Below are 25,490 nucleotides of genomic sequence, written 5' to 3'. Positions count from 1 at the left end.
TATCTACACGATAACAGCGACCGGAAGGTTGTTCTGCCAACGGAGTGTTCAGTGTGAATTGAAGAGTTTAACATATACAGGTTCGGCTCAAAGCACATCTATAGTTATTAACCCGTCAACAGGAAAAAGGAACAAGAAATTTCGTAATGGGTATTTCTCTACTTCTATTCTATATGAAACAAACCCTGCTCTGCACTCTTCAGAGACATGTTTATCAAAAAAAATAAAACATCTCCCGCAGACCCTATTCAACCCACCCTCGAAACGGGTAAAGATGAAGTAAAGATGCCAATTTGGAGGGGAAGATGTGAGTATGCGCCAAGCCATGATCATTAGTAATCCATCGTCAGGTAAGGAAGAGGCCGAGCAGTATGTGTCCCAAGTCAGAGAAATTCTGGAGTCACAGCAGTATGAGGTGGTTGTTAATGAGACGGCCGGGGAAGGTGATGCCACCAACTACTGTCTGAGCGCTTGCAAAGACGGCTGTGATCTGGTCATCTCCATCGGAGGCGACGGTACACTGCATGAGACGATTAACGGCATGATGGATCAGGATCATCGCCCCCGATTGGGCGTGGTACCGCTAGGTACGGTGAATGATTTTGCGCGTGCGCTGAATATCTCGCTTGACCCGGAAGAAGCCATTAGGCAGTTACGTTCGAATCAGACCCATATCGTGGATCTGGGGAAAATCAATGATCGCCTGTTTGCCAACGTTGTGGCTGCAGGTTCTTTGGCAGAAGCTTTGTTCTCCGTATCCTCGGAAGAAAAGTCGAAGTTGGGATCATTCGCATATCTCAAAGAAGGCTTGAAAGACCTGGTGAATACACCAGCCAATCATCTAACCATCGAATATGACGGACAGCTCTGGGAGGGGGAATCGCCACTTTTTCTGGCGGCGCTGACCAACTCGGTCGGAGGATTCGAGAAGTTGTCCCCGGATGCAGAGGTGGACGATGGTCTGATACATTGTTTTGTTGTTCGTAATATCAGTGTGTTCAACAGTCTGACCCTGGGCACCTCCCTATTATTTGGTAGTCTGAAAGACCATAAGGACGTGGACTATTTTACAGCCAAAGAAGTTCATGTTCGCTCAGACGAAGCCATTCGCACTAATGTAGATGGGGAAGAAGGTCCTGCCCTGCCGATTCATATCCGTGTCCTGCCAAGGCATATTGAGGTCATTATACCGGAAGAAGTATAGTTTATTCTTTTGGATCTATAGGCTGGAATGAAGAACCTATCATTTCTCCATATGAATGTAGGATAAAGCTATTGAAACCGATTGCAGATATATGTCACAATCAAAGGTAAGATACACGATAATATTCGAATATGGAGGGAAAACATCTTGAGAACGATTAAATTGGGCAGCAGCGCACTAGAAGTACCTGTAGTTGCGGTGGGCTGCATGCGGATTAATTCACTAGACGGTAAGGAAGCCGAACATTTTGTTCGTTCTGCAATGGAGGTTGGCGCAAATTTCTTTGACCATGCCGACATTTATGGTACAGGAACATGTGAGGAGATCTTCGCCGAAGCAGTACAGATGAATCCCCAAGTTCGTGAAAATATGATTCTTCAATCCAAATGCGGTATCCGCAAAGGCATGTTTGATTTCTCCAAAGAGCACATCCTGAATTCGGTGGATGGTATCCTTCAACGTCTGAAAACGGAATATCTTGACGTTCTGCTGCTGCACCGTCCTGATGCATTGGTTGAGCCGGAGGAAGTGGCTGAAGCCTTTGATCAACTGGAGCGCGAAGGTAAAGTGCGTCACTTCGGGGTATCCAACCAGAATCCGAACCAGATCGAATTGTTGAAAAAATACGTGAAACAGCCACTGGTAGCCAACCAGTTGCAGATGAGTATTACCAATACCACGATGATTGACAGTGGCATTAATGTGAACATGGAGAACGATGCCGCGGTTAACCGTGACGGTAGCATTCTTGATTACTGTCGTCTGCATGATATCACCATTCAGCCGTGGTCCCCGTTCCAGTACGGATTCTTCGAAGGTGTATTCCTGGGTAGCGACAAGTTCCCGGAATTGAATGCAAAGATTGACGAGATTGCTGCGAAGTATGACGTGAGCAATACAACGATTGCAATCGCATGGTTGCTTCGTCACCCTGCGCAGATGCAACCTGTGACAGGCACGATGAATATTGAACGTCTGCAAGACTGTGTAAAAGCAGGAGATGTTCATCTCACTCGTCCAGAGTGGTATGAAATTTACCGTGCGGCAGGTAACATACTGCCTTAAATCCAAGTTATAGTGAGCATGATGACTGCTGAGTCAGTTGAGAACACGAGCCCGTAGATGGCTCGTGTTTTTTGTCTATTTTCAGGTTTGATGTCAGGCGCGTTTTCGATATAAAATAAAGATAGGAGTGTCTGTTTTATAAAAGGATTAAAATGGTTTTAATACAAATTAGTTGAAATTATTATATTGACCGATACTTTCTAATTACATATAATTACTTTTGCATACCGATAATCCTGTTTGTGTTTTTTTATTTTGGAGGGTGGTGTTCGTTTGGAGTCGACAACCACGATACGCGATCACTTGGAAAGTTATCTGAAGCGTGAACAGATGTCCATTAGTCATTTTTCGGAAACGTCAGGGATTAATTCGGGTACGCTCAGCAATATTTTGAATAAAAATCGGCCGATTGCCATGCAGCAGTTGGATCGCATTACTTCCGCCATGAGACTGGAAGAAGGTTACTTCTATGAGTTATACATAGATGAGTGTTTCGTACACGCGACCCCGGACTGGCGAAGACTGGGACCCTTCCTTCATCGCTGTGCCGAGTTGGACAAGTTGGACTGTATTGAAGAGGTTATTCGTCTGATGATGGATAATCTATCCTATATTCCTTTATTATTTGATGTGGCTGAAGAATTCTTCCAAGCGGGTAAATTCAAACCGGCCATTCTTCTATATGAAAACATTGCTGAAAGCGAGAAAATGCAACATTCCGAGCGGCTTGCACTCTGTCAGTATCGGCTGTTCAGATTGGGACTGACCAATGATCAGCAGCGGAATCTGATTATCGCAGCCCGGTTCGAATATTATGTGGATCGGCTGGATGAGCGCTATCAATTGGATGCGCTTAACGAACTAATTAATGCATTTGGAGCATTGCATAGATGGAACAAGGTTCAGGAGTTATCTGAAAAATTGAAAGTAAAAGCGTCCATCCATTATGAGATGAATGGCCGAAGGAAACAAGAAGAGACCAAAAGACCAATTGTCTTCTATATTCTGTACTCCGATCTAGCTGCAGGAAGTGCCTGTTATCATTTGAAAGACTACACTGGGGCACTTAAATATGTTTCTTTATATTCGGATAATCGCTGGGTGAGGAACCCGGATAAAGATGAAATCGTTGTTATGAATCAGTTTCAGGAATGGGCTGAAGCTAATCGATATATATATCATTTAATGGGCGGTCATTTTGAGGTGTTACCTGATTATCTGGCGTATATCTCAACGAAGGAAAATGAGATATTCCCAGCGCTGTGTGATATTGTAACAGCGGCTAACCGTTATGATAAGGATATTGATCATGTTCTCAAACAGTATGAATCGTACTTCACTTATCAGGAACAGAGTAACCGAATTGGCAAAGTGAGCAGTCAGGTTACGGATGATCGATATTTACGACTTTTAGCAGATTTGGGTGCATATTATTTAAAGAAAGACGAGTATCATTTAGGTATAGAATTTGTGCTAGATAGTTTAAAATTTTCTATTGAAATTAGCAGTGGACGAGGTATGCTTAGAGGTGTCGGACTGTTCGAGCAATATCGGGAATTTGCATCTGAGACGGCGAAACAGCAATACAAAATGATAATTAGTGAGGTGCAGAAACTCAATGAAGAGAAAGTTGGCTTTGCTGATAGCTACCTGTAGTATCGTTGTATTCATCGTAGCCCCTGCTACGGAACCTGTCCCAGGCAAGGAAATCCCGAACCCCGAAATTATGAGACCCGCTGATCATGGATTTGGAACTTAATGAAAGTAAAGAACGCTTCTGATTTATTCAGAAGCGTTCTTTTTTTGTGTATCAAAGTGGAAGAATAAGTATGTCGTATCTCACATGCGCTTATGATTGGCATAATACACTAAAATATGACAAAAAGGAGGGGTACTATGGATCGCCTGGATTTGATATCACGGATCGAAGATGCCAGACAGTTGTTATATCGCATGCATATGGAATACGGCAGTCTGCTTCATCCGGAAGTGATCCAGCAATCCGTAGTCCTAGACGGGCTTATTAATCAATACAACAGAGCAAAGGTAGGGAAGGCGATGAATTAAGTTCGCCTATTTACATTTTCGTTTTTGTATACTATAGTTAGTTACATGAGTAACTAACCGACTAACTGACTAATGAATACGTATGAAAGTTGGAAGCACATGAAATCGACTTTGGATGAATCTCAGCCTATTTTTCATCAGATTGCTACGATGATTATGGACGATATTGTGGAGGGCAGATTGAAGGTGGAAGAACAGGTTCCCTCAACCAATGAACTGTCACGCTTCTACAATATTAATCCGGCTACAGCCCGCAAAGGACTGCAGGAGCTCGTAGACAAGGGGATTATATACAAACAGCGAGGTGTTGGAATGTTTGTTGCAAAGGGAGCAAGAGAAGCATTGCTCGTTGAACGGAAGCAAGATTTTTATGAAGAATACATCAAGCCTTTACTTGAAGAAGCCAGACGGATTCACATGAATGAAGACATGATCATTGATCTGATTCGTGGCAAGAAGGATAAGGAGAGTGAGTTATGATTCATATGGAGCAGGTCGACTACAGCTACCAGAAGGCGCCCGTTCTGAACCAGGTTACGCTACATGAGAGTGAGCCAATCATTAGTGCAATCTGGGGAAGAAATGGAGCGGGTAAAACAACCATGATGAGTTTACTGGCAGGGCATAACCGCCCGGACAGTGGAACCGTTCAGATCATGGGTCAAGACCCCTATAATAATCTGGCCGCCCAAGAGCATCTGTGTTACATCCAGGAGAATCATCCCCTGGGGAAAAACTGGACGGTTAGTGACATGGTTCAAATGGGGCAATATTTTCATCCGCAGTGGAATCAGGAGTTGGCGGAACGTTTAATCGATGTGTTCGAACTACCGGAGAAGAAAAAGATCATTAAATTTTCGAAAGGCATGAAGACTGCCACCCAGATTATATTAGGTCTTGCCAGTAATGCAAAGATAACCATTCTGGATGAACCCACCAATGGGCTCGATGCTGAGAAGCGTAAATTCTTCTATAATGCGCTACTGGAAAGTTATGAAGATAACCCGCGTCTGATTCTGATATCCAGCCATCATATTGAGGAGATTCAGCCTTTATGTGAGTCCCTTATCGTTTTGCAAGCCGGAGAGGTGTTGTTTAATCAATCGATGGAAGAGATGCGCGAAAAAGGAGTTCTTCTAACAGGGCGAATAGATGATATCAATCGAGTCACAGCAGGTGTTAAAGTTATAGAGTCTTCCCAAATGGGATCAACTGTGAAAGTCATGATTGATGAGCCCTACTCGAAAATGTGGAAGGATATCGCTCATTCACAGGGGCTATCCATTGAGAAAGCGACATTACAAGATTATTTGGTTAACAGGACCCGTAATCAAGAGGGGGTTAAACCATGAACGCAGTAAAAGGTACGAATCGACTGATTCGCGATGATATGCGTTTGTATCTGGGCATTTTTTCATCCATCGCTCTGATGCTCGCCGTTGTATATCTGGCCATTGGCTTCATATTTGATGTCTCGTATGCTACGCAACTGTTTGGTCCCATGTACGGAGGGATATGTACGTTTGCAATCGGGGGAATGATTACACTGTTTCCGGTTGCGATTGGTATGGGCAGTACACGAATTCAATTCATGAAATCCTTCTATATGAACTCGGTATGGATGGTTGCAGGCACCATGGTCATTCTGCATGTGGCGTATTTCCTCATACATTTGATTCAGGAAAAAGGAATTGTTGACGTAACCCTTTATCAACCAGGCATGTTGTATTCAAACAAATATCATTTTTTATCCTACCTGTGGATCGATCTGATGTGTGGCTTTCTCGTACTGGGAATCTCTGTCTTCCCAACGGTTTGTTGGATGCGCTTGGGGATGCGTAACTTCTTCATTATGTTCTTCGGGGTTGGCTTGGTCTTTACGCTGATAATTACATTGGGCGATCTTGGTGAGTTTATGTTGTGGATTGCTAGGATCAATCGCATGACATTGTTCACCGTTCTGGGATGCATTGGTGGTGCGCTACTTCTATCTACGTACCCCATGATGAAGAATGCGCCGCTTACCATGAAATCCAAAAAAGACTGACAGGAAACAGTTATAAAGGAACTGGGCAGGGAATCTAAGTGAAATCATTCCGAAATCAGAAAACACGAGTGCAAACACGCCTCGTGTTTTTTGTATCATCCTAAATCATTGGATTTACCTATTCAACAATCTTTATACGCAATTCCAAATGAAGGTGCATCCCTTAAGCCTGAGCCTGCGGTTTGAATCCTTCGTCTTTGAGATACTCGCCAGCTTCGCTACGCGTTTCAAAAGCCATATCCAGGTTATCACCGGAATACACATACCACATGTCATCTTCGTATTTTAAAGTCAGCGTATGTCCATCTTCATCGATCCACGTTCCGCCACCCGTAGAGATTGTAGACAATGCAGGAGCAGCAGCTTTTACTTGTTCTGGCTCTTGGAATTCAACTGCGTTGGGATTGTGAGACATCGCTTGGATCGTTTCATCTAACAAGGTGCGCAGATCTGCTTCGGAGTAATCACGAATATTGACGAATCCTTTAGCATCGGTCTCATAGTTAGGCAGTAGTCCTGCATAGATATAACCGTTTCCGTTAGGGTGAATATGGAGAGCAACAATTTTTTTATCATACGCACTATCCTCGTAGTGGAAATTAACTCGACCGAGAGAAACATCTTTGCGTTGCAGTTGGGGATACGATTGTAGCACTTCTAGCTTTTGTTCCACGTTAAGCATAATTGCCTCCTGTAAATGTTCAATAGAGGTGATTATAACATGCCCTCCTGTTAATTTCCCGATAAAATGTTTCTCCCCAGTTCTTTTAGGTGTTCCATAACTTGCAGATAGGGATATGGCCCGTAACTTACACGTGCTACACCCAGTGTGGCAAGCTGTTTTGGTGAAGGCTCAGGAGACGTAACCATGACGTTAATTGGCAGCGGTGAACGCTCACACAATTCCTGAATCAGTTGGTGATCCTGCAAACCGGGTACAAACAGACCACTGGCTCCTGCATCTGCATAATGGCTCGAACGTATAAGTGCTTCCTCCAGGAGAGAGTGGTTATGGTGTTCAGGTGCATGTTGCAGAAAAATATCTGTGCGGGCGTTAATGAACAACGGGATGCCTGCCTGCTGCGCAGCTTCCCGGGCGGCGGACAATCTCGGGCATTGCTCCTCCACAGTGTACAATCCCAAGCCAGCGGGAAGTTGATCTTCAATGTTGATTCCTACAGCACCATGATCGATGACTTGCAGGATATTTTGCTTCACTTCTGACACGGACCTCCCATACCCTCCCTCTATATCGATTGTTACAGGCAGATCCACGCTTGCTGTAATCCGTGCGAGATTGGCAAGCACCAGATGGAATGGCATGGCTTCACCATCGCGTTCACCGTGGGCCGCAGCAACGGACCAGCTTCCGGTAGCAATGGCCGTTGCTCCAGCGGATTGGATGGCTTGTGCGCTTCCGGCATCCCATACATTGACCAGAACAAGTGGTTTTCCTTTCACATGGTATTGTTGGAACAACGCTGCTTTTTCTTCTAAGGTACTCATATTATGTTGACTCTCCTTTGTTATATCATGCATTCCTTTGGACATTTGATGCGTACTTCATTACTTCATTCTGTTTTTCGCCTACCCTGTTTTTGTTTCTCGTGAGTCAAAAGCCAGTTTTTGCGAGTTAATCCTCCGCCGTATCCGCCCAGCTCACCACTGGCATTGATTACACGGTGACATGGAATCACAATGGCAAGCTGATTGGCTCCATTCGCCTGTGCCACAGCTCGGCAAGCAGTCGGTTTTCCCAGTGCATTTGCAATCTCCAGATATGACCTCGTTTCCCCAGCCGGAATGGCCATTAGCTGTTCCCACACACGTTTTTGGAATGGTGTTCCTAAACAGAACAACGGTGTGTCGAATGCTGTCCGAATACCTTGAAAGTACTCGTTTAGTTCACGCTCAATGGACTGGATGGGAGCTGTAGTGCCGGGTACAATCGCTGATTTGGTTCGTTTGCGCAGACGCTCAACTTCGCGTTCCAGACCTCTGCGGTCCACAAATTCCAGTAAATATAGCGACTCCTCATCAGCAATAGCCATCATCGGGCCGAGGCGGGTGTCAATCCAGGACGCTTTTAGGATATGTCCTTCATCGACTTGTGTAGGGGCAGCACCCATGATCCGTGAAAAGGCATCGCGGAAGCCGCTGCTTGATTCATATCCGGTAGATAATTGGCTATCAATCACGGTGCGGCCGGAGCGAATATTTTTCAGGGCAAGTCCCATGCGGCGAGCGCGAGCATATTCTACAAAGGTCATGCCGAACCGCTTCTTGAATTGTCGGCGAGCAGTGGATTCGTCGATGGAGAGGGCCTTGAAATCCTGTTCTTTCCAGCGTTTCTCCGGATTTTTCTCCACAGCTTCCACTAATATGCGAACGACATCGGATACCTGGTTGGGGTGAGAAAGTGGACGACAGCGCTGGCAAGGGCGATAAGAGGCCAGAAGTGCCTGTTGAGCCGTCTCATAGAATTCGCAGTTTTCGAATTTTGGCTTTCGCGCAGGGCATGTGGGACGACAGAACACACCTGTGGTTCGGACTCCAACATAGAATAAACCCTCGTATTCCGAATCCTTGGCCACAAGCGCCTCGTAATATTGTTCCTTCAGATCAGCAGAAATCATGGGGGCACGTCCTTACTCATTAGAATCTTTATCTATAACCTATTATAGAAAAACGTTGCAGCAAGCATCGCCGAAAATCAGGCATGAATATTGGATAAATTGAATCGGATATAACATTTAAATTCGGTTGTTCAGAATTTGTTTAGAGTGAACTGGTAGTATAGACCTATCAGGGTAGGGTGACTTAGGCAAAGATACCTATATAGTGAAAAAGTGAGTTATTGATCATTCATTGTTATAGGAAAAATACATAGGTAAACATGAAATTAAAGATTAGCGGAATGAAAGTCTGGAGGTCGAATAGAATGAGATATTCTACGTACAAAAGTATTTATGAATCCGTTTATACCAAAACGTCCGAGTCTCGCACCATGTATGTTAAAGGTCAATTCATGCAGCGTGTGAAGACGCCAATCTGGCTAATGAAGATCGTCACTATAACTCTAATTATAATCATAGGGTGTAGTGCTGTATTCACTGCATTTGCCGGAGATGAGCAATTGTTGTCGGGGGACCAGATCGTTGTATCTCAGGGAGATACACTGTGGGGCATTTCATTGGTACATAAACCTCAGCAGATGGACACTCGTGTGTATGTAGAAGCTATCAAGAAAGTGAACAAAATTGAGCATAACGCCATTCAGATTGGACAAGTGTTGGTCTTACCTGGGTTTGATCGATAAAATAAACGGTGCATGACGTCATGAACAGAGTTCTTTTTTTATTCATCGAGGTGCAGTTACATGCTGAATTTATTAATCATTTACATATAATGGAGCTTCATGTGGGACGATATGGTGTAGTGATTAGTAAGTGGTGTGTTGGATATACGTGCTGAAGATGGATGAAGGGAGAAGTAGATGATGAAAATAAATATAAAGAAATCTGCACTTTGCATGTCTGTGCTCTGTATTTCGCTATTCGTTAGTGCCTGTGGCACTAGTGGTGAATCGGTTCAGGAACATGCCTATCCGGAATCGAAGCAACCTGTAGAGGAAGCTGGAGAAAACTCTGTTCCGAATGCGGATGCGAAGAATAACAATGATCAAGGCAGTGCCAGTGGTGATGAGGGCAAGCCTACAGCTCAATCGGAATCCACTGAACCGTCTGAGAAGATTGATATCGTCATTGACCAGTCGGAGAAACCGAGCGAGGGTAACAGCTTTGATTTTGGAATTAAACAGGTTCCGAAGGGGTATACACTAACGGAGATGCGGTGGACGTCTAACACGGTGACGATTGTGAATTCACTACAGGAAGCCATTGAACATGGTGGAAATGGAGAAGATGGCTTTTACTTTAGCGGCAATGGACAATTCTCCGGCTTTATCTATTCGGATGAGATGAAGGGCGAGCGGGGCAAAGCGACATTTGTCTTCACAAATGATGAGGGGAACGAAATCATGTCCGAAAAAGAAATTACGTTGAAGTAGCGTAGGCATATCATGAAGGCTCCATCTAGAGCCTGTTGAACAGGAAAAGCAGCCACTTGGGCTGCTTTTTTTGACATACATAATTACAAGATCACCGATCTATCTGTCGCTACATCTATAAAGATTGAACTGAAGATTTACACGAGAACGTAGAGGACAGAAACAATCGGAAGAAGCGGAGCTAAATGCTTTCTAAAGGAAAGCTGCTTCGGAAGCATATACTTCGCCTTTATCCCCGGATTTTCACCTTTATAAAAGTAATTAAAAAAATCGGGGGTAACAGCGATCTGAAGGTTGTTCTGTCATCGGAGTGGCAAGTGTAAAAATTACTTTTTAGTTCAATTTATATAGTTGCTACATAAAGTCAAAGAAATAACGGACCACGTGGAACATAACCGGCGAGGTATAAGTCAGGCTATCAACCCGGCTCAGGTAGCTTTTTTTGAGCGAATCGAACTTGTTGTCATCCCCGATTAACAGGTCGCGCTTCAGAACAGACACCGTCAGACTGCCAAAGAATCCAGCCAGACTGATCAACACCCCGATGAACAGCGAGAATTTCCAATCAAATGGCGTCAGGTAGGGATGGATGAAATAAGACGTAGCTGTCGTTACAATAAATGCACACGCGAACCCTTCCCAGGTGACAAATGGATTGGCAGTAGGCACCACTTTTCGTTTGCCCAGATAGAGAGAGACCAGATAGTGCACCACATCATTAAGCTGTGTTAACACGACGAGAAACAGCACCAGCTTGGACCCGTACTCCGGTGAGGCAAATGGAAAATAGGCCAGGTGGCTCAGCCCAAACACCATCAGCATTAGTCCCCATTGTGTGGAGCTGACACTGCGCAGGAAACCGACCGTACCTTTGTTAATCAGGCGTGGCAAGGGCAGCACCAGGAACACATATAGGGGAATAAACACGATAAACATGCCATACCATCCAATGTAGATCCAGTAGAACTGAACCGGAATCGCCAGATACGCCCATAGGAACAGCCTACGGTCGGCTTTGCGTGTGCTGCGAATCATGGAGAAGTATTCTTTGAGTGAGAAGAATGCAAGCACCATGAGGGAGATGAGGGACACGATGGGGTTAAAAAGGGTGGCGAGGCAGAAGATCACAAACATACCCCACCAGGTTTTGATTTTTTGGCCGATGCCTGAATAGTCTTTGCTTGGCTGAAGCTTTGCAATAATTTTGTACACGATATGTATCACAAGTAAAGCTGTGAAGATTAACGTTAGTGTAAAGAGTGAACTGCTCACGTACCGATCACCTGCTTATTCAAAGTAAGATTCCATTATAGGGTACCTATGTTATTATGAAGGAATAGTGCCAACTTGATAAGGGGAAATTTTGCTATGACAGATGAACGCTCCATCTATATCCTGCTTACGAATACAGGAACGCTGTTTACCAAGGTTATTCAGAGCTATACCCGAGCGCCATATAATCACGCATCGATCTCATTTGACCGGGAGTTAACCGAGCTGTACAGCTTCGGCCGCAAGCATCCGAGCAATCCGCTGAATGGTGGGTTTGTGAAGGAAAATATTCAGACAGGTACATACAGCAAGTATCCCAATACCACATGTGTCATATACAAGCTTCAGGTGACGGATCGGGAAGTGGAAAAGATGAAACGTGTGCTGCACATCTTCATCCGCAGCCGCCAGAAATATATGTACAATCTGCTCGGCGTGATCGGCATTACACTCAAGGAACCGGTGGAGTTCAGCAACTCCTACTTCTGCTCCCAATTTGTAGCTGAGATTCTGCAGCGTTCGGGAATCAAACTGTGGAACAAGCTGCCTGCGCTGGTGACACCGGATGATTTTCGCCAGAGTGAACGATTGCAACTGGTTTATGAAGGGAAACTAAGTGAGTATACGCTGGGGAATGCAGAGCAAGAGTAGGGTAGGTGTGTGTGCTGGTGCTTGCCAAGCAAATCCAATCATGAAATAGCCTGCTGCCACGGATAACGAGGCAACAGGCTGTTTGTGTACTTCATGTAGATGATGGTGAGGATGAGGATCGGTCGAAATTAACCTCTTCAAGGAATTCGATCACTTCACCATTCGGACTGTGGACGAGCGCATTTCTAACCCGAAGTGCAGGTTCGCCAAGCGATATCCAATCCGGTTCAACGTAGGCCTTGGCTCCATGGGCGAGCGCTCGCTCATAGATATCTTCTACATCATGCACGTAAAAGGCGAGATGTAACAGTGCGCCGTGCCGGACCGCTTCAGGCGAGGTGGCAGGTTCACCCTCGGCGGGAATGACGGCTTTTGGGTCAAATACCTCAATACAGGTGCGCTGATCCGGAGAGATCAGCATACATGCCTCGGTAATGTGGAAGGAAGGCAAACTCCAGGAGTGACCGACCTTGAATCCCAATACTTTTGTATAAAACGCCAGAGTATCTTCGTAATTACGAGCCTGAATGGCTACATGTGCAAGTCCAATAACACTCACATTACATCGCTCCTTCTTTAGATTGTAGTCTAAATTATAGGGTTGATATCGCATTGGAACCATACAATATCAAAGGATATAATGAGATAAAATCTAACTATTTTTAGCTAATTTATCAGGGAAACCTTATTAAATAAGTCGACGACTCGGAGGTCTTGCAAATGGAACACATGATAGATGAAATCGATCAGCAGATTATGCGCTTGCTGCAACATCATGCACGTATCCCCGTTGCACAGATAAGCAAAGAAATTAACATGTCCCAACCTTCGGTTAAGGAAAGAATTCTGAAACTGGAGGAGAGAGGTGTAATAACGGGATATTCAACCATCTATAATCTGGCCCAGTTAAACCGTGGAACCACGACGTTTATTTTGCTCAAAACAGAGCATTGCGACGAGTTGGTTCAGTTCTGTGAACAGGCTATCGAAGTCACGGATGTCTATCGGATTAGCGGTGAGTATAACTACCTGATCAAGGTACAGACGGCGTCCATTGAAGAACTTGCCGAATTTCAGGATTCACTGGTGAAGCTGGGACCCTCCAAATCCCATATCAGCATGAAAAATATTATGGAAAACCGTGTTCTCCTTTAAGATATGAGAGAGACTAGAGAGAAGACATTTGTTCTGGCACCGGATTCGTTCAAAGAAAGCATGACAGCAAAAGAAGTATGTATCGCGATGGAAAAAGGGTTGCGTAAAATATATCCGACGGCACGCTATATTCATGTACCTATGGCAGATGGTGGGGAAGGTACGGTGCAGTCCCTTGTGGACGCTTCCGGCGGCGTCCTTCACCAGCACGAGGTGAGCGGACCATTGGGCCAGACAGTCACTGCGCAGTATGGCATTCTGGGTGGCGGAACAACGGCGGCCATCGAGATGGCATCGGCCAGCGGCATCCACTTGGTTACCAAGGACACCCAGGACCCGCTCCGGACGACAACCTATGGAACAGGCGAGATGATTCGCGCATGTCTGGACCTTGGCATACGCAAGATCATCATTGGTATTGGTGGTAGCGCGACCAACGATGGTGGGGCTGGCATGGCTGAAGCGCTTGGTGCGAAGTTTCTGGATGCAGAGGGTCGTCCGCTTGCGCGTGGTGGCGGGGTTCTGGATCAACTGGCTCAGATTGATGTATCTGGTCTGGATGAGCGTTTGCAAGAAGTGGAGTTCATTGTGGCCTGTGATGTGACCAATCCCCTATGTGGGGAGCATGGCGCATCAAGGGTGTTTGGACCACAAAAAGGGGCTACTCCAGAGATGGTTGAGCAGCTGGATGCAAATCTGTCCCATTATGCAGATGTAGTGAAACGACAGCTTCATAAAGATATCCGAGATGTACCAGGAGCCGGAGCGGCTGGAGGGTTGGGCGCGGGACTCTTGATTTTTACACAGGCTGTATTACGTAAAGGGATTGAGATTGTCATTGAATATACTGAGTTGCGTAAAAAGTTGATTACTGCGGATGTGGTATTTACGGGTGAAGGCGGTATCGACTTCCAAACGAAATTTGGCAAGACCCCCTATGGTGTTGCTCGGGCAGCCAAGGAAGCGGGTAAACCTGTGATTGCCCTTGCAGGCTGTGTGGGCGAAGGGATCGACACCCTCTACGCGGAAGGCATCGATGCCATATTTGGTATTGTGCCTGGGGCAGCAGATCTGGATCGACTATTGCGAGAAGGCCCGGAGAATGTGGAACGTACCACCGAGAATATTGCCAGGGTGCTGAAGCTGGGGTTACTTTCTTAGGTCAGTGACCATCCAGATCGTATAGGGTCGGATTGGAATGTGATGTGACAAAGACGAGATACGGATATGCCTGATATCAGGTGATCTGTCTCTCGTTTTTTGCTGTGAAGTTCCATTGTATAGTTGTCGTTCAAATCGCTTCGTTCGCGTTATCTTTACCCTTGATGGCACAATGAAGAAATTGCACATACAGTTATGTATCTGATGACTAATACGTTCACGACTGGCAGCACATTGTATGTGGATGGCGGGTACACCTTGATTTAAGAGCTGGAGTTATATAGGTCCCGAAGAATACTTTTTTTAAAATAAAATGATGAATTTTGGCGAAAAAAGTTGAGATCTATCCTGTTTTTGTACTACAGGGTGGATCTTTTTCCTTTTATTTGCTCTTTTTGTTTAGATTCTGTTTATCGCAGTGCAATACAATAGGCCTTACGTATCAGAGGGATTGAATTTATATGTAAAAACATGAGACAGGGAGGATCAAGTACATGAATTACAGGAAAATAATTAGTTTGATGCTCATTATGGTGTTAATAGCTCCATGGTTGGCACCAGCAGGGAAGGTTAGTGCAGGTGGCTCAAGCCCTGTGCCAGGCAAAAATGGATTAATTACTGTCAAGCTTACTGATGATAATAACATAGAGGTGCGTTGGGGCGCTGGTTTCTCTGACACCACTGAAACTCGTAACCTAAAATATCAGGTCTTTGTTTCTAATACTTCTAATCTGAACAACATGACAGAGATCAGGGACAATCTAGAGTATGGAGATGAGGATTGGGTGTTGGGTTCAACATCTAATGACGATACGTTCTTCAAAATATTTCAAGGTTTAGATACCAGCCAGACGCTCTATTATAATGTGATGGTTGTGGATCGATATGATTTAGAAGCCGCCTATCAGATGAAATCATTCAATCCGAATACACAGCTGAGTCCGTTGGAGCAATTCAACGATGTTAAAGAGAGAAAAGTTTTGGATAATTACACCGATTTTATACCAGAAGTAATGGAGCTGTTTAGTAACAAAGACTTCTTAGCTGATCCCGATTTTGAATCGTTGTCTGAGGATGAGCAATATGAGATTGCAGAGTACATGTTAAAGGAGTCAAGCCCACCAGCATCTAGTAGATATGAGAGTAAGGAACAAGTCCAATATGTAGTGCAATTAGCCTTGCAAGCTCGGAATCTTCCTCGAGAAATTGGTGGACTTGACTCCAGAGAAGTCCTTGATGCATTTTTTAATAAACAAGCAGAGCGACTACAGCTACAATTTCATAACCAGGAAGAAGATAATGAGTACTATGAACGTATCCACTATTATCTTGATTCCTCTGAAATTGAAAGACGTATGGCAGCTTTCAGATATGAGGGTAAACTCACCAGAAATCTTGATATTTCACAAATACTCGATTATACAAAATCTGCATTGGAAGACACCCCTTTTATTAACAAGGTAACAACAGTAGAAGAGATGGTGAACAAGTTAATAAATATGTTAGAAATTCAAGAAGATATTGAATCGTATAATTCCAAAGAAGAAAACCAAGAAAAACCACTTGGAAAATTCCCTTTGGATGTTAGCAAATTGAATGATCTTACTTCCGAAGAACAAGAAGAATTGGCAGAATATATGCTTAGTGAAAGACCACTTGGTGGATATGCAAGTTTTGAAGAAATTCAGACTGCATTTAATAAATTTTTCCCGGATGATAACGAAAGCGATCCATTGAGTGTCTTAAATACTGCAAAGAGCAACAGTAATATAGCGGCTATGCGAATGGCTATGGAAGATCCGGATCTGGGTATTACTTTACCCAATGGATACGGTGCCTTGTCTTTGCAGGTTAGAGATTTCATTGCGGGATTCCTGATTGAATATGTAAATAAAGATTACAAAAACAAAGAACAGGTCCAATATATGATTGAACTTGGTGTATTGGCACAATCTGTTTGGGGGCAGAGGGAACTCAGTGTTCTTAGGAATAAACTGGATCTGCTCGCTCAGCAATTAGTAAATGGACCTAATCACTTTAATGACCAACAGACATATGTGTTACGCAGCCTTGGACAACAACATTTGGAACGTAGCAAAGTAGATAAAGGTGTACTGGCATTCAATTACTTGCATCTAGTTGCATTCGAAAGATTGGAAGGAATGTCTAAAGGGGATATTGTTGATCCTGATATTGTCCTGAATCTCCTCTCTATGCCTATCGATTCATTTGAGCAAGCTACTTCTATACCGCGAATGGATCAATGGCTTGATAAAGCAATGAAAGATCAGATTAAAGGTGAAGCATTCTTCAGCAAGTACAAATTTAATCTTAGAGGCGCTCTTGATTTATCCAAAAGAGCAGAACTTAGTCCTGAAGGCCAGAAGGAATTGGCTGAATGGGTCCTAAATGAACAAGACAGGTATGAGGATGTTGGGAATCTACAAAATGTATTTAACCGATTCTTTACGGCTCCTAATGTGAAGGGGAATGACATCAATAACACCCTAACGGGCTTGGACAGCACGATGGAGATATCCTTTGACAATAAGCTGCACTGGATTGATGTTGCCTTCATTCAAAAAATGGACCTTAGCGGTAACAAAACGGTATGGGTTCGTTACAAAGCAATCAGCGATGAACTGCCAGGCCGCGCCGTGAAGTTTGTCTTTACACAGAATGGTGATAGCAGCACAGATAATGGCAATACGCCAACGCCTAACCCGGGTGGTAACACAGGTGGTGGTGGCGGATCATCTACGACTACGCCAGTAACGTCTACACCTGCACCAACAACGAAACAAGAGCAGATCGTGGTTGATGTTAATGGAACAAACGGCACCAACCTGACCAAAACACCAATTACCCGTACAACCGAAACCAACGGCACGATCAAAGATCTGGTGAAAATGACCGAAGCCATTGCCAAGGAATCGGTGGAAAAAGCGAAACAATTGAATATGAACACCGCACGCATTGTTATTCCAGACACTAAAGATTCCGTGTCCGAGACACGTATTGAACTTCCTAAAGCAGCGGTAAAAGAACTAAATGATGGTTCGCTCAAACTTGAAATCTCTACAGAGAATGTAGTGATTTCCGTTCCGACGAATTCCATCGCTGGATTCGATCAAGACTTGTACTTCCGCGTTGTACCTTTGAAAAAGGAATCGGAGCGCAAAGAAGTTGAAGAACGTGCGAAGAAAGAGCAGTTGATTCAACAAGTTGCTCCGAATACGAATGTTCGTGTACTGGCTCGTCCGGTAGAGATCGACACGAATATGCAGAGCCGCGAAGTGACACTCACATTGCCACTGCGTGACAGTCTGCCAACCGATCCGGCTGCTCGTCAGCAAGCATTGGACAACCTGGCGATCTATATCGAACACAGTGACGGCACAAAAGAATTGATCCAAGGCAAATTGGTGAAACTCACGGATAATAGCGAAGGCATCGAATTTACCGTAACAAAATTCAGTACGTTCACCCTCGTTGTTGTGGATGGACTGAAAGCTTCACAAAGTACACATCAACCGTACATCCAAGGTTTTGGTGCAGATTTCCGCCCGGATGCATTCGTAACACGTGCACAGATGGCAGCCATGCTGGCTCGCAATCTTCCAACTGAAGCGGCAGCAGGTTCCGTGAGTAGCTTGAGCTACAAGGATGTATCTGCGACACACTGGGCAACAAGTGAGATTCAAAAAGCGCAATCCGCTGGCATCATGAACGGCATGAGCAACACTCAATTTGCACCGAAAGGTTCGATCACCCGTGCACAGATGGCTACCATTGCTTATCGCTGGATGCAGCAACAAGCGAGTAATACAACAGTGAATGGTACAGCAGTGTCCTTCACAGACGTATCCGCAGACCTGTGGGCAGCAGATGCGATTGCATACGTGCAATCTGCTGGCCTGATGGTTGGTTACAACGATGGTACATTCAAACCGGACAGTAAGCTGACCCGTGCTGAAGCGGTGAAAGTGCTGAATGTATTATTCAACCGCACACCTCTAACTGGTGCAGTTACGCCAACGTTCAGTGATGTACCAGATACACACTGGGCATATGCAGATATTGAAGCTGCAGCGCAGTAATAATATCTTTGCAAGATTAAGAGGCTTACAGCAGGCAGTTTAGTTATGAGCAAGCTAATAAAGTAGAACAAAGAAGGCCACCCCAAATAGGGTGGTCTTCTTTGTTCTACTGAAATTCAGGGAAGTATATTCTAAGATTTGATTAAACTCGCGGTATATATTTTTATAGGTCTTAGATAATATATCTCAAAATAAAAATGTTGAATAATGACGAAAAAAATGAGTATTTTTACTAATTATATCTAAATAAATGGTTTTAAACCCTTTTATTTGCTCTGTTGTTCAGAATCCGTTCAGAGTTGTGTACTACAATAGGCCTATCTTAGAGAAGCGAGATTAGGGAGGAAAGAAAAGATGCAATACAGAAAAATAATGAGCATGTTGCTCATTTTGGTGTTGGTAGCTCCATGGCTGGCACCAGCAGGAAAGGTAAGTGCAGGAGGATATACCAATCCAGGGAACAATGGCCTAATTACAGTGAAAGGTGTAGATGACAACTCGGTTGAAATTAGTTGGACATACGCCTATTCCGATTCTACTTCCCCGCCTGATTTATATTATCGGGTTTTCTTATCTGACGAACCGAATCTAATAGACGCTGCTACAATTAACGGTCACACAACCGATTATTCCTATAACCGTTGGATTCAGGGTTCGGAATCTACAGATGGTACTTTTCACCAACAAATTACGGGTTTAAGCGATGGTGAGACCTATTATTTCAATGTAATTGTTCAGGATAGATACAGTATGGAAACTGCTTATCAGATGCAATCCATTAAATTTACTACACCGCTGAATGGATTCAATAACTCTATTGGTCAAAACTTTGATGCAGCTAAAATAACTGAACTGTTCGAAAATGAAAATTTTATCACTACGACGCCGGATTTTGAATCTCTTCCCCTGGAAGAACAGAATGCACTGGTAACATTAGCGGGACATATGAATGAGCCTGTTAATGCGTATCAGAGTAACAGTGAGGTTCAATTTTTGGTAGATTATATTCAACAAGGCATTTCAGTATCGAAAGTAAATGAATTGTCCGATGTCCAAGAAAGACTGACTGCTTATTACGACAAATCTCTTATTTTTGCAGCGGCGGTTAGTCCTGAATATCTGAATATGATGAAACCGATGCTAGATCGATATCTTCTAGCTTCTGATCTGGAACAGAATGTATTGGCATTCAAAATTAAACTACAACGAATTGCTAATAATTCATCCCTTGAAGAATCAGTTATGAATCTTTCTATGGCATCGAGCCAAATTATCAATTTCACGAATGCCTCAACACAAAGTGAAATGATTAATGCGCTAATGGATTTATATCAGCTACAAGAACAAGCAGAGGCGTTTAAAGGCACAGATAAAGAGACCCTCGTTGGTACATTCCCGCTTGATTTTAGTAAAATGAAAAGCATTTCCTCCAACATGACTGAAATGGAAAAGCTTACTGACTGGATGCTGTTGAAAAAGCCGGGTAATGGCTATTTAACATATAAATCCGCGCAAGAAGCATTTGATGAGTTCTTTGGCACTCCTGAGAAGCAATCGCTGAAGCAGCTGAACGCAGCGATAGTTCTCAAGGATAAAGTTACAGTGTTATCCATATTAAAAAATACAGATCTGCTCAATCATCCTGGAGCGTTTAGTGAGCTAACAGATCAAGAACAAAAGACAGTTGCTGCTACGTTAGTGCAGTTGACTCCGAGATCGGGATCTTACAATGGAGATCAGGTTCAATTTATTGTAGATATAAGTATCAATATCCTTTTGGGGTATCGGTTAGATTACCGAGATATGGCTTCTGCATTAAATAACATTTACGATCAGGTCATTGCAAAGGGTGCTAATCTGTTTTCTGAAGAAGAGTTTGAACAGTTCAAGAGAGCAGCAGATTTTTATCTGAAAGCTAACCAGGCGGATCAGCAGTTAATTGCTTATATTGCGAAGTTCACTTCTGTTGCAATGGACACTGAATCGTCTGTAGGTCTAATGTTTACGCTATCTGAAGAGTTCCCTTCAATTAACCAAGCAGAGACAGCGAGTGAGATATTAAATAACTTGAATTTGTACCAAATGCTTCAAATGCAGTACCAAATACTTTTAGCCAACAATCCAGAATTAAGTCTTCAGGAATCCCCTCTGAAGTTTGACCAGATAGTAACATTATCAACGAATGCGGAACAGCAACAACTCGCAGAGTGGATGCTTAGTGAACGACCTGATGGAGGATATGAAAAAATTAAAGATATTCAAAGAGCATTTGACTTGTTCTTTGCTCCCCCAGCGCCTAAAGTGACTGCTGATGATACAGCCAATGTGGTTATCGGTGCAGATGAAACGATGGAATATTCCAAAGATAATGGGGAGACTTGGAATAAATTTACCAATACAGATCGATTTGAGGGCAACCAAATAATTGTGGTTCGTGTAAGAGCCAAAGGCAACACACCGGCATGGAAATGGACAACACTTACGTTTACATCCAATACTCCAACACCTAATCCTGGCGGAAACACTGGTGGTGGCGGCGGATCTACGGCGCCTGTAACAACTACACCAGTAACCTCTACACCTGCTCCAACAACGAAACAAGAGCAGATCGTGGTTGACGTTAATGGAACAAACGGTACCAACCTGACCAAAACGCCAATTACCCGTACAACCGAAACCAACGGCACGATCAAAGACCTGGTGAAAATGACCGAAGCGATTGCCAAGGAATCTGTTGAAAAAGCGAAGCAATTGAACATGAACACCGCACGCATTGTCATCCCAGACACCAAAGATGCCGTGTCCGAGACACGTATTGAACTGCCTAAGGCAGCGGTGAAAGAACTGAATGATGGTTCACTGAAACTTGAAATCTCCACTGAAAATGTAGTGATCTCCGTTCCGACGAATTCCATCGCAGGATTCGATCAAGATTTGTACTTCCGCGTCGTTCCACTGAAACAGGAATCGGAACGTAAAGAAGTCGAAGAGCGTGCGAAGAAAGAACAGTTGATTCAACAAGTTGCTCCGAATACGAATGTGCGTGTACTGGCTCGTCCGGTAGAGATCGACACGAATATGCAGAGCCGCGAAGTGACACTCACATTGCCACTGCGTGACAGTCTGCCAACTGATCCGACTGCGCGTCAGCAAGCATTGGACAACCTGGCGATCTATATCGAACACAGTGACGGCACAAAAGAATTGATTCAAGGCAAATTGGTGCAACTCGCGGATAACAGCGAAGGCATCGAATTTACCGTAACAAAATTCAGCACGTTCACCCTCGTTGTTGTGGATGGACTGAAAGCTTCACAAGTTACACACCAACCGTACATCCAAGGATTTGGTACAGATTTCCGCCCAGATGCATTCGTAACACGTGCACAGATGGCAGCCATGCTGGCTCGAAATCTTCCAACTGAAGCAGCAAGTTCCGTGGATAGCGTGAGCTACAAGGATGTATCTGCGACACACTGGGCAACAAGTGAGATTCAAAAGGCTCAATCCGCTGGCATCATGAACGGCATGAGCAACACTCAATTTGCACCGGAAGGTTCGATCACCCGTGCACAGATGGCGACGATTGCGTATCGCTGGACGCAGCAACAAGCGAGTGCAACAACCGTGAATGGTACAGCAGTGTCCTTCACAGATGTATCCGCAGACCTGTGGGCAGCAGAGGCGATTGCATACGTACAATCCGCTGGCCTGATGGTTGGATACAACGATGGTACATTCAAACCGGATAGCAAGCTGACACGTGCGGAAGCCGTGAAAGTGTTGAATGTATTGTTCAACCGCACACCACTAACTGGCGAAGTTACGCCAACGTTCAGTGATGTACCTTCATCCCACTGGGCATATGCAGATATCGAAGCTGCAGCGCAAAAGTAATATTTTAAAAAGAAAAAAAGGGGTCATTAATGCAGTAGTATATGGAAAAGAAAACCCCTAAAAACGGATAGGATATGACAATACAATAGATAGAATAAAAAAAGAGCTGTTCCAAAAGCCATACATTGGCTAGGAACAGCTCCTTTTTGCGCTTTAGTGTGACTCAACATTGGTACGTCAGGTCGTCTAGGTTTGTTAGCGCGTAGGTCACTCATTAGTTATTCTGTTACGCAGTTGTACTACTCTTTATCGGGCGTGTGTGAAGCATTCTCGTAAAACTTACCATCTCGCAACTGATCCACGAATCCTTGTAGCCAGACGTAGTATTGCTCCGCATGTTGGAGTTTGTGCAGATCACGCAGTGCATCCTCTCGATCTTTGGACGAGGTATGTTCCGAAAGGATCATTGCCGACAGGTCAGGAATGACCTCACGAATGCCTTCTAACATAACATCTACTTCCCGTTGGAGCTTGGCCCCGAAGAAATTCTGGAACGTACGATAGAAGTCGGTCTCAGCCAGATACTGATCCTGGCGCTCCTTCTTTTCCTCCAGTTTATAGATCATCTGTGATTCTGTAAGCGAACGAACCGCATAGCTCATGTTGCTCTTGCTCATATTCATCGAGTTTTTCATCTCTTCAAGTGTCATCGGTCGATCCTCAAAATACATGATGCCGTATAATTTGCCAAACGTATGATTAACCCCATATAGATCCATCGTATTGGCGATGGCCTCAATGACTCTCTCCCTCAGCGCATGCCGATCAGGTAACGAAGAATGATTCGGGTTCCCGGCGGTTTCTTTTCCCACAATGTCACCTCTGGTTTATGATAGCGTTCCCACTAGCTGCCTCATATTTTACATGACTTGCTCCAATTTTAACATAAGCCGGAATTAGAATTTTCAATACGAGTGTACAATCAATTTTGTACAGAATAAATATAAAGCTGATTATACTCAAAAATTCCCAATCATTAAAGAAAAATTGGACAGTAAGGAGTGGGGGATTTGCGTTTAAAACTATGGAGGGAGTCTGAGGCGGTACTATTCACGCTGCCAGCTCTAATCCCATTGCTGATCTTCTGGCTGGGACCTCTGGGATATATCGTTTATCTCAGTTTCACCGATTGGGACTTCATGAGCCCGGACAAGCTGTTTGTTGGTTTGGACAATTACAGTTATCTGTTGACAAACTCTGAATTCTATCGGTCATTGAAAGTCACCTTGTTATTCGGACTGGGGAGTGTAATCCCAACCATTGTGGGCGGATTGGCGCTTGCGATGCTCATGAATAGCAAAATCAAATCATCCGGCATCTTCCGGACATTACTCTTCTCACCTTGGGTCACCCCGACAGTTGCGGTGTCCATTGCGTGGTCCTGGATCTTTGAGCCCGAAGTGGGGCTCGCTAATCTTATGCTGGGCTGGGTTGGCGTATCTCCGATCGGCTGGTTGCGTGACGCGGACTGGGCACTGGTTGCCGTTCTGATCGTCACGCTTTGGAAGTCGATTGGGTGGGCGATGGTATTTTATCTCGTTGCGCTACGAAATCTACCTTCCGATCTGCTCGAAGCAGCTTCAATCGATGGTGCAAACGGTTGGGATAAGTTCAGAAGTATCACATTGCCGCTGATCTCACCAACGACGTTTTTTCTCTCAATTATTCTTACAATCCAGTCCTTGCAAGCCTATGACCAGATCAATGTCATGACGCAGGGTGGACCGGCAGGATCAACGAGAACGTTGCTGTACATGTATTACCAGTCTGCATTCGAATCCTTTAACGTAGGTGAAGCTTCGTCCATCGCCGTTGTGATCATTCTGATCTGCGTGTTGCTCTCGGGAGTATCCTTCCTGCTTGGCAGACGTCTGGTGCACTACTAATGACAATGACATTGCCCAACAAAAAGTCTAAACGGATGAAGCGCAAGGAGTTGCAGAACGTGTCACAACCGAATTTTAAAATAAGTAAATTAATCCGCTACCTTCTGTTAGCCATTATCGCGCTGGGTACAGCCTTTCCCTTCTATTGGATGGTCATTAGCGGGTTCAAAACCAATGATGAGATCTGGCAGTTTCCGCCGACCTTCTGGCCGGAGACGTTCCTGTGGAGCAACTATGTGGATGCCTGGAATGCGGCACCATTTGCCCGTTACATCCTGAACAGTACCGGTGTAGCCTTAGCCATCTGTTTATTTCAGATCGTCAACTCCAGTATGATGGCGTACGCCCTGACACATATGAAATTCCGTCTCAAAGGTGTACTGACATCCCTGATTCTGGTGGGTTATATGATACCGAGTACGGCTGTGTATCTGCCTAGTTACTTGGTGCTTAGTGAGCTTAATCTGCTGGATTCCTACACCGGCTTGATTGTATCCAACTGTGTCAGCGTGTTCTCGATCTTCCTGATCCGGCAGGCGTTCATGCAGGTATCTCATGAATTGGTGGAAGCCGGACAACTGGACGGTGCATCCCACTTCCGGATTCTCTGGACGATTATTACGCCGCTTGTTCGCTCAAGCTTCGCCGTGATGGTGCTGATTACGTTTATTGAACAGTACAACAACTATTTCTGGCCTATGCTCATCACCAAAGACCCTGATTTACAGCTGGTATCGGCGGGTCTGCGTAGCTTCTTTGTAGAAGGCGGGGCATATGGACTTGCTTGGCCACAGATTATGGCTGCGAGTGCCTTCACCATCGCACCTCTACTTATTCTCTTCCTGTTCACCCAGAAGACGATCATGCAGAGCGTGAATATTACGGCTGGTGTGAACAAGAACTGATATGCACTACC

The 25,490-nt window shown here is 44.5% G+C and carries 22 protein-coding genes and 1 pseudogene; 17 read left to right on the top strand and 6 right to left on the bottom strand.

Annotated elements, in window-relative coordinates; genetic code table 11:
* Positions 1–313 precede the first annotated feature (313 nt).
* The 7 genes from MHH25_RS30060 (at position 314) to MHH25_RS30030 (ending at position 6,383) form a co-directional block, all read left to right on the top strand.
* On the top strand, positions 314–1,204 hold the full coding sequence (locus MHH25_RS30060; protein WP_340020560.1) for a diacylglycerol kinase family protein: 891 nt from the start codon (positions 314–316) through the stop codon (positions 1,202–1,204).
* A 147-nt stretch (positions 1,205–1,351) separates the two neighbouring features.
* Entirely contained in the window at positions 1,352–2,269 is a 918-nt protein-coding gene (locus MHH25_RS30055) for an aldo/keto reductase family oxidoreductase (protein WP_076213731.1), read from the top strand.
* Between the two features lie 273 nt (positions 2,270–2,542).
* Positions 2,543–3,925, top strand: a complete 1,383-nt coding sequence (locus MHH25_RS30050; RefSeq protein ID WP_076252020.1) for a transcriptional regulator — start codon at positions 2,543–2,545, stop codon at positions 3,923–3,925.
* Between the two features lie 240 nt (positions 3,926–4,165).
* Positions 4,166–4,336 (top strand): aspartyl-phosphate phosphatase Spo0E family protein, encoded by a 171-nt coding sequence (locus MHH25_RS30045; RefSeq protein WP_017691550.1) that lies wholly within the window; start codon positions 4,166–4,168, stop codon positions 4,334–4,336.
* 99 nt (positions 4,337–4,435) lie between these two features.
* Positions 4,436–4,816, top strand: a complete 381-nt coding sequence (locus MHH25_RS30040; RefSeq protein ID WP_036611682.1) for a GntR family transcriptional regulator — start codon at positions 4,436–4,438, stop codon at positions 4,814–4,816.
* Positions 4,813–5,688: an ABC transporter ATP-binding protein gene (locus tag MHH25_RS30035; protein WP_340018771.1), complete on the top strand. Its 876-nt coding sequence runs from the start codon at positions 4,813–4,815 to the stop codon at positions 5,686–5,688. Before MHH25_RS30040 ends, MHH25_RS30035 begins: the two co-directional genes overlap by 4 nt.
* Complete coding sequence (locus tag MHH25_RS30030) at positions 5,685–6,383, top strand: hypothetical protein (RefSeq protein WP_340018769.1); 699 nt, start codon at positions 5,685–5,687, stop codon at positions 6,381–6,383. The genes MHH25_RS30035 and MHH25_RS30030 overlap by 4 nt, the downstream gene beginning before the upstream one ends.
* A gap of 163 nt (positions 6,384–6,546) precedes the next feature.
* On the opposite strand, the gene MHH25_RS30025 is transcribed toward MHH25_RS30030, so the two are convergent.
* The 3 genes from MHH25_RS30025 to MHH25_RS30015 form a co-directional block, all read right to left on the bottom strand.
* On the bottom strand, positions 6,547–7,065 hold the full coding sequence (locus MHH25_RS30025) for a hypothetical protein (RefSeq protein WP_076252018.1): 519 nt from the start codon (positions 7,063–7,065) through the stop codon (positions 6,547–6,549).
* Between the two features lie 50 nt (positions 7,066–7,115).
* Positions 7,116–7,889, bottom strand: coding sequence for an isocitrate lyase/phosphoenolpyruvate mutase family protein (locus MHH25_RS30020; protein ID WP_036611671.1), 774 nt, complete (start codon positions 7,887–7,889; stop codon positions 7,116–7,118).
* A gap of 65 nt (positions 7,890–7,954) precedes the next feature.
* The gene (locus MHH25_RS30015; protein WP_076320231.1) at positions 7,955–9,019 is read right to left on the bottom strand and encodes a trifunctional transcriptional activator/DNA repair protein Ada/methylated-DNA--[protein]-cysteine S-methyltransferase; all 1,065 of its coding nucleotides are present in this window, start codon (positions 9,017–9,019) and stop codon (positions 7,955–7,957) included.
* 305 nt (positions 9,020–9,324) lie between these two features.
* On the opposite strand from MHH25_RS30015, the gene MHH25_RS30010 reads away from it, so the two are divergent.
* Together MHH25_RS30010 and MHH25_RS30005 are read left to right on the top strand one after the other, a co-directional pair.
* Positions 9,325–9,702, top strand: coding sequence for a LysM peptidoglycan-binding domain-containing protein (locus MHH25_RS30010; protein WP_179086580.1), 378 nt, complete (start codon positions 9,325–9,327; stop codon positions 9,700–9,702).
* A 177-nt stretch (positions 9,703–9,879) separates the two neighbouring features.
* On the top strand, positions 9,880–10,452 hold the full coding sequence (locus MHH25_RS30005) for a hypothetical protein (protein ID WP_340018768.1): 573 nt from the start codon (positions 9,880–9,882) through the stop codon (positions 10,450–10,452).
* Between the two features lie 354 nt (positions 10,453–10,806).
* Here the strand turns inward: MHH25_RS30005 and MHH25_RS30000 are convergent, their stop codons facing one another.
* Positions 10,807–11,724, bottom strand: a complete 918-nt coding sequence (locus MHH25_RS30000) for a phosphatidate cytidylyltransferase (protein ID WP_076252010.1) — start codon at positions 11,722–11,724, stop codon at positions 10,807–10,809.
* 96 nt (positions 11,725–11,820) lie between these two features.
* On the opposite strand from MHH25_RS30000, the gene MHH25_RS29995 reads away from it, so the two are divergent.
* Positions 11,821–12,375 (top strand): hypothetical protein, encoded by a 555-nt coding sequence (locus tag MHH25_RS29995; protein WP_076252008.1) that lies wholly within the window; start codon positions 11,821–11,823, stop codon positions 12,373–12,375.
* 91 nt (positions 12,376–12,466) lie between these two features.
* Here MHH25_RS29995 and MHH25_RS29990 read toward each other — a convergent pair whose 3' ends face one another.
* Positions 12,467–12,934 carry a VOC family protein gene (locus MHH25_RS29990; protein ID WP_340018767.1) on the bottom strand — a complete coding sequence of 156 codons (468 nt, stop codon included), beginning with the start codon at positions 12,932–12,934 and terminating at the stop codon, positions 12,467–12,469.
* A gap of 161 nt (positions 12,935–13,095) precedes the next feature.
* Between MHH25_RS29990 and MHH25_RS29985 the strand changes: the two genes are divergently transcribed.
* The 5 genes and pseudogenes from MHH25_RS29985 to MHH25_RS29965 all read left to right on the top strand — a co-directional run bounded on the left by MHH25_RS29985 (position 13,096) and on the right by MHH25_RS29965 (position 22,688).
* Entirely contained in the window at positions 13,096–13,530 is a 435-nt protein-coding gene (locus tag MHH25_RS29985) for an Lrp/AsnC family transcriptional regulator (RefSeq protein ID WP_036671743.1), read from the top strand.
* A 3-nt stretch (positions 13,531–13,533) separates the two neighbouring features.
* Complete coding sequence (locus MHH25_RS29980) at positions 13,534–14,691, top strand: glycerate kinase (RefSeq protein ID WP_338707358.1); 1,158 nt, start codon at positions 13,534–13,536, stop codon at positions 14,689–14,691.
* Between the two features lie 171 nt (positions 14,692–14,862).
* Positions 14,863–14,958 (top strand): annotated as a pseudogene (locus MHH25_RS29975) (dehydrogenase); the annotation flags it as partial.
* Positions 14,959–15,185: 227 nt separating this feature from the next.
* Entirely contained in the window at positions 15,186–18,791 is a 3,606-nt protein-coding gene (locus MHH25_RS29970) for an S-layer homology domain-containing protein (protein WP_340018766.1), read from the top strand.
* Between the two features lie 354 nt (positions 18,792–19,145).
* The gene (locus tag MHH25_RS29965) at positions 19,146–22,688 is read left to right on the top strand and encodes a DUF4073 domain-containing protein (RefSeq protein WP_340018765.1); all 3,543 of its coding nucleotides are present in this window, start codon (positions 19,146–19,148) and stop codon (positions 22,686–22,688) included.
* A gap of 239 nt (positions 22,689–22,927) precedes the next feature.
* Here MHH25_RS29965 and MHH25_RS29960 read toward each other — a convergent pair whose 3' ends face one another.
* Positions 22,928–23,500: a transcriptional regulator gene (locus MHH25_RS29960; protein WP_036671739.1), complete on the bottom strand. Its 573-nt coding sequence runs from the start codon at positions 23,498–23,500 to the stop codon at positions 22,928–22,930.
* A gap of 198 nt (positions 23,501–23,698) precedes the next feature.
* On the opposite strand from MHH25_RS29960, the gene MHH25_RS29955 reads away from it, so the two are divergent.
* Together MHH25_RS29955 and MHH25_RS29950 are read left to right on the top strand one after the other, a co-directional pair.
* Positions 23,699–24,574 carry a sugar ABC transporter permease gene (locus tag MHH25_RS29955; protein WP_036671737.1) on the top strand — a complete coding sequence of 292 codons (876 nt, stop codon included), beginning with the start codon at positions 23,699–23,701 and terminating at the stop codon, positions 24,572–24,574.
* 59 nt (positions 24,575–24,633) lie between these two features.
* Positions 24,634–25,479: a carbohydrate ABC transporter permease gene (locus tag MHH25_RS29950; RefSeq protein ID WP_223199815.1), complete on the top strand. Its 846-nt coding sequence runs from the start codon at positions 24,634–24,636 to the stop codon at positions 25,477–25,479.
* Positions 25,480–25,490: the final 11 nt, after the last annotated feature.

Origin of the sequence: Paenibacillus sp. FSL H3-0457 (assembly GCF_037981725.1) — a bacterium.
Taxonomy (GTDB): Bacteria; Bacillota; Bacilli; order Paenibacillales; family Paenibacillaceae; genus Paenibacillus; species Paenibacillus amylolyticus.
Note: the sequence above shows the minus strand (reverse complement) of the source record. Positions and strands in the feature narration are given on the sequence as shown.